The organism is Oerskovia douganii, assembly GCF_015142735.1.
Classification (GTDB): Bacteria; Actinomycetota; Actinomycetes; order Actinomycetales; family Cellulomonadaceae; genus Oerskovia; species Oerskovia douganii.
Window position 1 is genome coordinate 66,833 of the sequence record NZ_JACSPN010000021.1, and the last position, 6,528, is coordinate 73,360.

Genomic DNA, 6,528 nt, shown 5'->3' on the forward strand with positions numbered 1-6,528 from the left:
CCGGCCCCTACCAGGCGTTGAGGTGCCGGTGCTCGTGCCCGCGCGGCGGCTCGTACTCGGCGTGCGGGCCCGGCTGGAGGTAGGTGCGGGCGAACGTCAGCGACGCCGCGAGGTCCTCGTAGCGTTCGGCGGCCGTGCGGGCTCTCCGGGTCGCGATCTCGACCACGACGTCGCCTTCCCAGCCGCGGCGCACGAGCTCGCCCAGCACCTTGTCGCACGGCTGGGTGCCGCGCCCGGGGACCATGTGCTCGTCCTTCATGGAGTCGGTGCCGTCGGCGAGGTGGACGTGCGCGAGGCGGTCGCCGAACACGTCGAGCAGGTCGAGGCTGTTCTGGCGCGCGACGGCCGCGTGCGACAGGTCGAGCGTCACGGCGTCGTACGGGTGGTCGGTGGGGTCCCAGCCGGGCAGGTACGCCTGGACCTCGCGCTTGCGGCCCCGCCACGGGTACATGTTCTCGACGGCGACCGTGACGCCCGTGGCCTCGTTGAGCTCGCGCACGTGGTCGGCGAACCCGCGTGCGTACAGGCCCTGCCACCGGAAGGGCGGGTGCACGACCACGGTCTGCGCCCCGAGCTCGAGCGCGAGGTCGACGGTCTGCTCGAGCTTGGGTCCGGGCAGCCGACCCCACACGCGCTGGCTCACGAGGAGCGTGGGGGCGTGGACGCTGCGGATGGGGACCCCGACGTCGGCCGAGAGCTTGGCGAGGGCCTTCGCGTCCTGGGTGGTCGTGTCCGACCAGACCATGACCTCCATGCCGTCGTAGCCCAGGTGGGCGGCGGCCTCGAAGGCGAACGGCGCCTTGCGCGGGTAGACGCTGGCGCTGGACAGCGTGACCTTGATCCGGGACCCGTCGGCCGGGCCTGTCTCACCTCCCCGGCTCTCGCCCTCGACGGGCGGCTGGGCGTCGGGCGTCGTCGCTTCACGCATTCCGACACCCTAGCGCCGTCGCGTGTGCGTCGTTCACGGGGGCGTCCTGGGGAGTCCCCGAACTCTGGCAGGATGCTGCTCGACCGAACCGCCCGGAGCGCTGGAGTGTGCATGGATCGTCCCGACGTCGTCTCGCCCTCGACCGTCGGCACGACGCGTCCGGGCCTCGGCCCGGGCGAGGACGTCGTCCTCTCGACCGAGACCGACGACGCGCGCGCGCTCGCGGCGCTGGAGTCGCTCGTGGCGTACCTGGAGCAGGACTCGGCCTGAGGCCGCGCGGGCTCGGCCTGCGCCGGAGGTCGCGGCCCGGGTCCCGGGCGGGGTCCCGGCCCGACGGCGTCGCTCCCGTCCCGTCCGACACCTCGCCCCGCGCGCGGGGCCGGGTCGGGCTCGTCGAGCGCGCGGTTCGCGTGGTCCACGGCGCGGTGCGACCCGCCCGAACCGCACGCTCGACGCTTCCGTCGACGTCCCGGTCGACCTGCTGCCGGACGCGGCACGGCTCCGCTCCCCCGCCCCCTTCGCGTGGTCCCCCACCGGGGCAGACCTCCGCTACAGTGGACTGGTCTATACCACTTCCAGGCAGGAGCACGTCATGGAACGAACCGTCACCGTCGCCATCGCCGAGGGACTCCACGCGCGCCCTGCGGCGCTGTTCGTGGCCGAGGCGGGCAAGCAGCCCGTCCCCGTGACGCTCTCCAAGGAGGGCGCCGAGACCGTGGACGCCGCGAGCATCCTCGGCGTCATGACGCTCGGCGCCGCGGCGGGCGACCAGGTCGTGCTCGCGACCGAGACGGACGGCGTCGAGGCCGAGGCCGCCCTCGACGCGCTCGCGGCGTTCCTCGAGCGCGAGACCATCTGACCCGGGTCCCGGGCGCCGGACAGGCTCCCGGGGCCGCCCGAGGGACCTCGCCGGCTCGGGGCCGACCGGCGCCCGCCCGACTCCGCGTGCGGACGCTCGGCGTCGGGCCGTCGCGCACCCCACGCGGCGCTCGGCCCGCAGCCCCTCGGACGAGGGGCCACGGGCCGAGCGGTCAGGATCGGCGGCGAGGTAGCGCCGCCCACGGACTACAGCCCCAGCTCCTCCAGCACGGGCAACCGGGCACGGACCGCGTCCCGGGCAGCCGCCGCGGTCGGTGCGGCGACCGCGATCCTCGCCAGCTCGGCGCACTGCTCCGAGGTCGTGGCCGCGAGCACCGCCGCGACGTCGCCCAGGGCGCGCGGCGTCATCGACAACGACGCGACGCCGAGCCCCACGAGCACCGGGGCGAGGGCAGGGTCGGCCGCGGCCTCGCCGCATACCCCGACCGGTCGACCGTGCTCGGCACCACCCGCGCACGCCGCCCCCACGAGGGACAGGACCGCAGGCTGCCACGGGGTGGAGAGCGCGGCGAGGTCCGCCGCCTCCCGGTCGGCAGCCATGGTGTACTGCGTCAGGTCGTTGGTGCCGATGCTCCCGAAGTCCACCTGCTCGAGGACCCACCGCGCCTGGAGGGCGGCGGCCGGGACCTCGATCATGACGCCGGCGGTCACCAGGCCGCGCTCGCGGCAGGCTGCCGCGAACTCCTGCGCCTCGTCGGGCGTGGCGACCATGGGGGCCATGACCCACACGTCCGCACCCTCGGCAGCGGCGGCCCGGGCGATCGCGTCGAGCTGACGCCCCAGGACCTCGGGGTGCCGGACGGCGGTGCGCAGCCCCCGGACACCGAGCGCCGGGTTGGGCTCGTCGTCGGCCGTGACGAACGGCAGAGGCTTGTCGGCTCCCGCGTCGAGCGTGCGGATCACGACCTTGCGACCGGCGAACGCCGCCAGCACGGCCCGGTAGGCCGCGACCTGCTCGTCGACGTCCGGCTCCTCGGTGCGCCCGAGGAAGCAGAACTCGGTGCGGAACAGGCCGACGCCCTCGGCCCCCGCCTCGACCGCGGCCGCGGCCCCGGCCGGGTCCGCGACGTTGGCGAGGAGCTGGACCCGCACGCCGTCGGCCGTCCTGCCCTGGCCGTCGAACGCGCGCGGGCCGCGCGGGCGGTCCTGCACCCGCGCGACGTCCTGGGCCGACGGTTCGCGCTCGACCGTGCCCTGCGAGCCGTCGACCAGCACGGTCTCGCCGTCGACGAGCTCGGTCGCCCCGGGGGCCGCGACGACCGCCGGGATGCCGAGGGACCGGGCCAGGATCGCGGTGTGCGACGTCGGGCCCCCTCCGCTGGTGACGATCGCGAGGACCCGCTCGGGGTCGAGCGTCGCGGTGTCGGCGGGTGCGAGGTCGGTCGCGACGAGCACGAACGGGTGGTCGACGTCCGGGACGCCCGGGGCGCGACGTCCCGTGAGGGCCGCGACGATGCGCTCGCGCACGTCGCGCACGTCGCGCGCCCGCTCGGCCATCATGCCGCCGAGGGACTCGAGGCGGGCCGCGAGGTCCCCTGCGGCCTCCCACACTGCTCGCTCGGGGACGGTCCGCTCGTCGCGGACCTTGCGGGCAGACTCCTTCGACAACGTCGTGTCGGCAGCCATCGCGGCCGTGACCGTGAGGACCTCGACGGCCGTGCCGGTCGCCCTCGCGGCGCGCGCCGCGAGGTCCGCCTGGACGCTGCGGACCGCCTCGTCGATCGCGGCGACGGCCGCCTCGGCGTCGGCGTCGGGCGCGAGCGTCGCCGGGGCGGGCTCGGGCACGGGGGCCGGCATCGTCACGACGACGCCGGCCCCCCGTCCCGGGCTGACGCCCGCACCGTCGATGACGGAGGTCACCGGCCGCCTCCGCCGCCGGCCGTCCCGGAGCCGCGGGCGTCCGACCCCCTGGCCCCGGACCCTTGGGCGTCGAGCTCCGCGGGAGACAGGTCGGCCTCGGCCGCCTTCTTCTCCTCGGCGACCAGGACCGGGTCCGCCGTCGGGTCGGCGCCGACCGCGGAGTCGTCGTCCTCGCGGCCCGGCGTGCGCAGGTTCCACTTGGTGATGACCCAGCGGAACAGGAAGTAGTAGATCGCGGCGTACCCGAGCCCGATCACGATGATCCACAGCGGCATCGTCGCGATCCTGAAGTTCAGGACGTAGTCGATCGCTCCGGCCGAGAACCCGAACCCGGACTTGATCCCCAGGGCGTTGACGAGGGCGAGCGACGTGCCCGTGAGGACCGCGTGGATCGCGTACAGCGGGTATGCGACGTACACGAACGCGAACTCGAGGGGCTCGGTCACACCGGTGACGAACGCGACGAGCGCGGCCGAGCCCATGATGCCGCCGATGAGCTTGCGGTTCTTGGGCTTCGCGGTGTGGATGATCGCGAGCGCGGCCGCCGGCAGGGCGAACATGAAGATCGGGAAGAAGCCCGTCATGAAGGTGCCGGCCGTGGGGTCGCCGTGCAGGAAGCGCGCGATGTCGCCGTGCCAGATCGCGCCGCTCGCGTCGGTGTAGCTGCCGAACTGGAACCAGGGCAGCGAGTTCAGCAGGTGGTGCAGCCCGATCGGGACGAGCAGGCGGTTGGCCGTGCCGTAGACGAACGCACCGAGGACCGTGGAGCCCGTGACCCAGTCGCCGACGGCCGTGAAGCCCGCGTCGAACCAGGGGTAGATGAGCGCGCCGATCACGGCGATGACGACTGCGGCCCCCGCGGTGACGATCGGGACGAAGCGACGCCCGCCGAAGAACGCGAGGTAGGGCGGCAGCTTGATGCGGCTGTACTTCTGGAACATGATCGCTGCGGTCAGACCGATCACGATGCCGCCGAGGACGCCGTAGTTGATGAGCTTCTGCTCGGGCGGGCCCGTGATGGCGAGCGTGACGAGGTCGAGGAAGTTCCCGTCGCCCGCTGCGGCGAGGGCGTCGGGGTCAGCGCCCTCGAGCCACTGCGCCGGCGAGGCCGGCTCGCCGAGCACGTAGGGCGAGAGCGCCTTGCTCACACCGCTGAAGACCAGGTAGCCGATGACGGCGGCGAGGCCCGTGGAGCCGTCGGCCTTCCGGGCGTACCCGACCGCGACGCCGACGGCGAAGAGCAGCGCGAGGTTGGCGAAGAGCGCGTCGCCCGCAGCGGCGAACACGTCGGCGACGGGCTGCATCCAGGCGAAGGTGCCCGCGACCCCGTCCGCGCCGAGCATGTCCGCCTGCCCGAGCCGCAGCAGCAGTGCTGCGGCGGGCAGGGAGGCGATGGGCAGCATGAGGGATCGACCGACCCTCTGCAGCTGGGCGAAGCCGGGGATCCCCTTCTTCACCTTGGGTGTTTCGGCCACGGACGTCATGTTCACTCCTCGTTGTTCGGGTGCCACCGAGGCCGTCGGATCGCACCGCTGGAACTGGGGACTGCTGGCTTTGATCACGACGCCGGCCCGGACGTGGAGCGCGTCGTTGCTGATACCCGACCATCCCTCCGACTGTGGTGGGATAGTTGTCTGGACCACTTGCGGACAGAGTGGTCTAGACATCATGATGTGTCAAGCCCTGGCCACCCCGGGGCCACCGGAAGCGAGGAACACGTGGCAGCGACGACGCAGGCCAGAGCACCCAAGGGCGGGCACAAGCACCAGATCGTGCGTGCCTACCTGAGCGACCTGATCGCGAACGAGCTCACCATCGGCGACGCCGTCCCGTCCGAGCGCGTCCTCACCGAGAAGTTCGGGGTCTCCCGGATGACGGTCCGCCAGGCCCTCGACGCCCTCGTGGCCGACGGCGTCCTCCAGCGCGAGCAGGGCCGCGGGACGTTCGTCGCGCCGCGCCACACCGACTTCGAGATGCGTCTGACGACGTTCGGCGAGGAAGCCCGTCGGCTCGGCATGGCGCCGAGCACCCAGGTCCTCGACAGCGACACCCTCGCGGCCGGCCGGGTCGTCGCCGAGGCCCTGGGCATCGCGCCCGAGGACCGGGTCCACTACGTCGAGCGCCTGCGCTTCGCGGACGGCACGCCCATGGCCGTCGAGCGTGCGTGGGTGCCCGCGTCCCTCGCACCTGACCTGCTCGACGACGGCGTCCCCGACAGCCTGTACGGCGCGCTGCGCGAGCGCGGGCACTCCCCGACCTGGGGCGAGGACACGATCATGGCGGCCGAGGCGAGCGCCGCGGAGCAGGACGTCCTGGCCATGACGAACGTCCGGGCCGTGCTGCGCGCGCACCGCAAGACCTACTCCGAGGACGGTGCCTGCATGTACTCCCAGATGTGCTACCGGGGCGACCGGTACTCCGTCGTCGTCCCGCTCCGCGAGGCCCGGCCCACGATCGTGCCCCGCCCGGCCCCGGCCGACCCCGCTCCCCACGACCCAGAGACCACGTGACCGGCCAGGCCGGCGACACGTCCACGACCCACGCACCAGAGAGGATGCAACGATGACTGCAGCCGATGCAGCACGGGCCGCCGCGATACTCGCCGGCCTCGGCGGGGTGAGCAACATCGAGGAGATCGACCCCTGCACCACCCGACTGCGGTCGCTCGTCAAGGACCCCAGCCTCGTCGACGTGGCGGCGCTGCGCGCCGCGGGAGCCTTCGGGGTCATGACGACGGGACGGGTGGTCCAGGTCGTCGTCGGCCCCCAGGTCGACACGATCGCCTCGGACCTCGCCGACCTGATGTGACCCCGCGCCCCCCCCCCGCGGGCGCCGCTCGCCGACGGGGCCGTCGGCAGTCC

At 73.8% G+C, this 6,528-nt stretch carries 7 protein-coding genes; 4 read left to right on the top strand and 3 right to left on the bottom strand.

Going from position 1 to position 6,528, the window contains the following annotated elements; all coding sequences use genetic code 11:
• Nucleotides 1-7: 7 nt before the first annotated feature.
• The gene (locus H9623_RS14915) at nt 8-928 is read right to left on the bottom strand and encodes a sugar phosphate isomerase/epimerase family protein (RefSeq protein ID WP_193720818.1); all 921 of its coding nucleotides are present in this window, start codon (nt 926-928) and stop codon (nt 8-10) included.
• 111 nt (nt 929-1,039) lie between these two features.
• Here H9623_RS14915 and H9623_RS14920 point away from each other — a divergent pair, with 111 nt between their 5' ends.
• Nucleotides 1,040-1,198: a hypothetical protein gene (locus H9623_RS14920; RefSeq protein ID WP_193720819.1), complete on the top strand. Its 159-nt coding sequence runs from the start codon at nt 1,040-1,042 to the stop codon at nt 1,196-1,198.
• 322 nt (nt 1,199-1,520) lie between these two features.
• Nucleotides 1,521-1,787 (top strand): HPr family phosphocarrier protein, encoded by a 267-nt coding sequence (locus H9623_RS14925; protein ID WP_193720820.1) that lies wholly within the window; start codon nt 1,521-1,523, stop codon nt 1,785-1,787.
• A gap of 206 nt (nt 1,788-1,993) precedes the next feature.
• Here the strand turns inward: H9623_RS14925 and ptsP are convergent, their stop codons facing one another.
• Complete coding sequence (gene ptsP / locus H9623_RS14930; protein WP_193720821.1) at nt 1,994-3,667, bottom strand: phosphoenolpyruvate--protein phosphotransferase; 1,674 nt, start codon at nt 3,665-3,667, stop codon at nt 1,994-1,996.
• Nucleotides 3,664-5,151 carry a PTS transporter subunit EIIC gene (locus tag H9623_RS14935; RefSeq protein WP_193720822.1) on the bottom strand — a complete coding sequence of 496 codons (1,488 nt, stop codon included), beginning with the start codon at nt 5,149-5,151 and terminating at the stop codon, nt 3,664-3,666. Before H9623_RS14935 ends, ptsP begins: the two co-directional genes overlap by 4 nt.
• A 234-nt stretch (nt 5,152-5,385) precedes the next feature.
• Between H9623_RS14935 and H9623_RS14940 the strand changes: the two genes are divergently transcribed.
• Complete coding sequence (locus tag H9623_RS14940) at nt 5,386-6,177, top strand: GntR family transcriptional regulator (protein ID WP_193720823.1); 792 nt, start codon at nt 5,386-5,388, stop codon at nt 6,175-6,177.
• 52 nt (nt 6,178-6,229) lie between these two features.
• Nucleotides 6,230-6,475, top strand: coding sequence for a PTS transporter subunit EIIB (locus tag H9623_RS14945; protein ID WP_056644676.1), 246 nt, complete (start codon nt 6,230-6,232; stop codon nt 6,473-6,475).
• The last annotated feature ends 53 nt before the right edge of the window (nt 6,476-6,528 follow it).

Coding starts and splice junctions, on each gene's coding strand:
- H9623_RS14915 (WP_193720818.1), bottom strand. CDS start 928: ATGCGTGAAGCGACGACGCCCGACGCCCAGCCGCCCGTCGAGGGCGAG.
- H9623_RS14920 (WP_193720819.1), top strand. CDS start 1,040: ATGGATCGTCCCGACGTCGTCTCGCCCTCGACCGTCGGCACGACGCGT.
- H9623_RS14925 (WP_193720820.1), top strand. CDS start 1,521: ATGGAACGAACCGTCACCGTCGCCATCGCCGAGGGACTCCACGCGCGC.
- H9623_RS14935 (WP_193720822.1), bottom strand. CDS start 5,151: ATGACGTCCGTGGCCGAAACACCCAAGGTGAAGAAGGGGATCCCCGGC.
- H9623_RS14945 (WP_056644676.1), top strand. CDS start 6,230: ATGACTGCAGCCGATGCAGCACGGGCCGCCGCGATACTCGCCGGCCTC.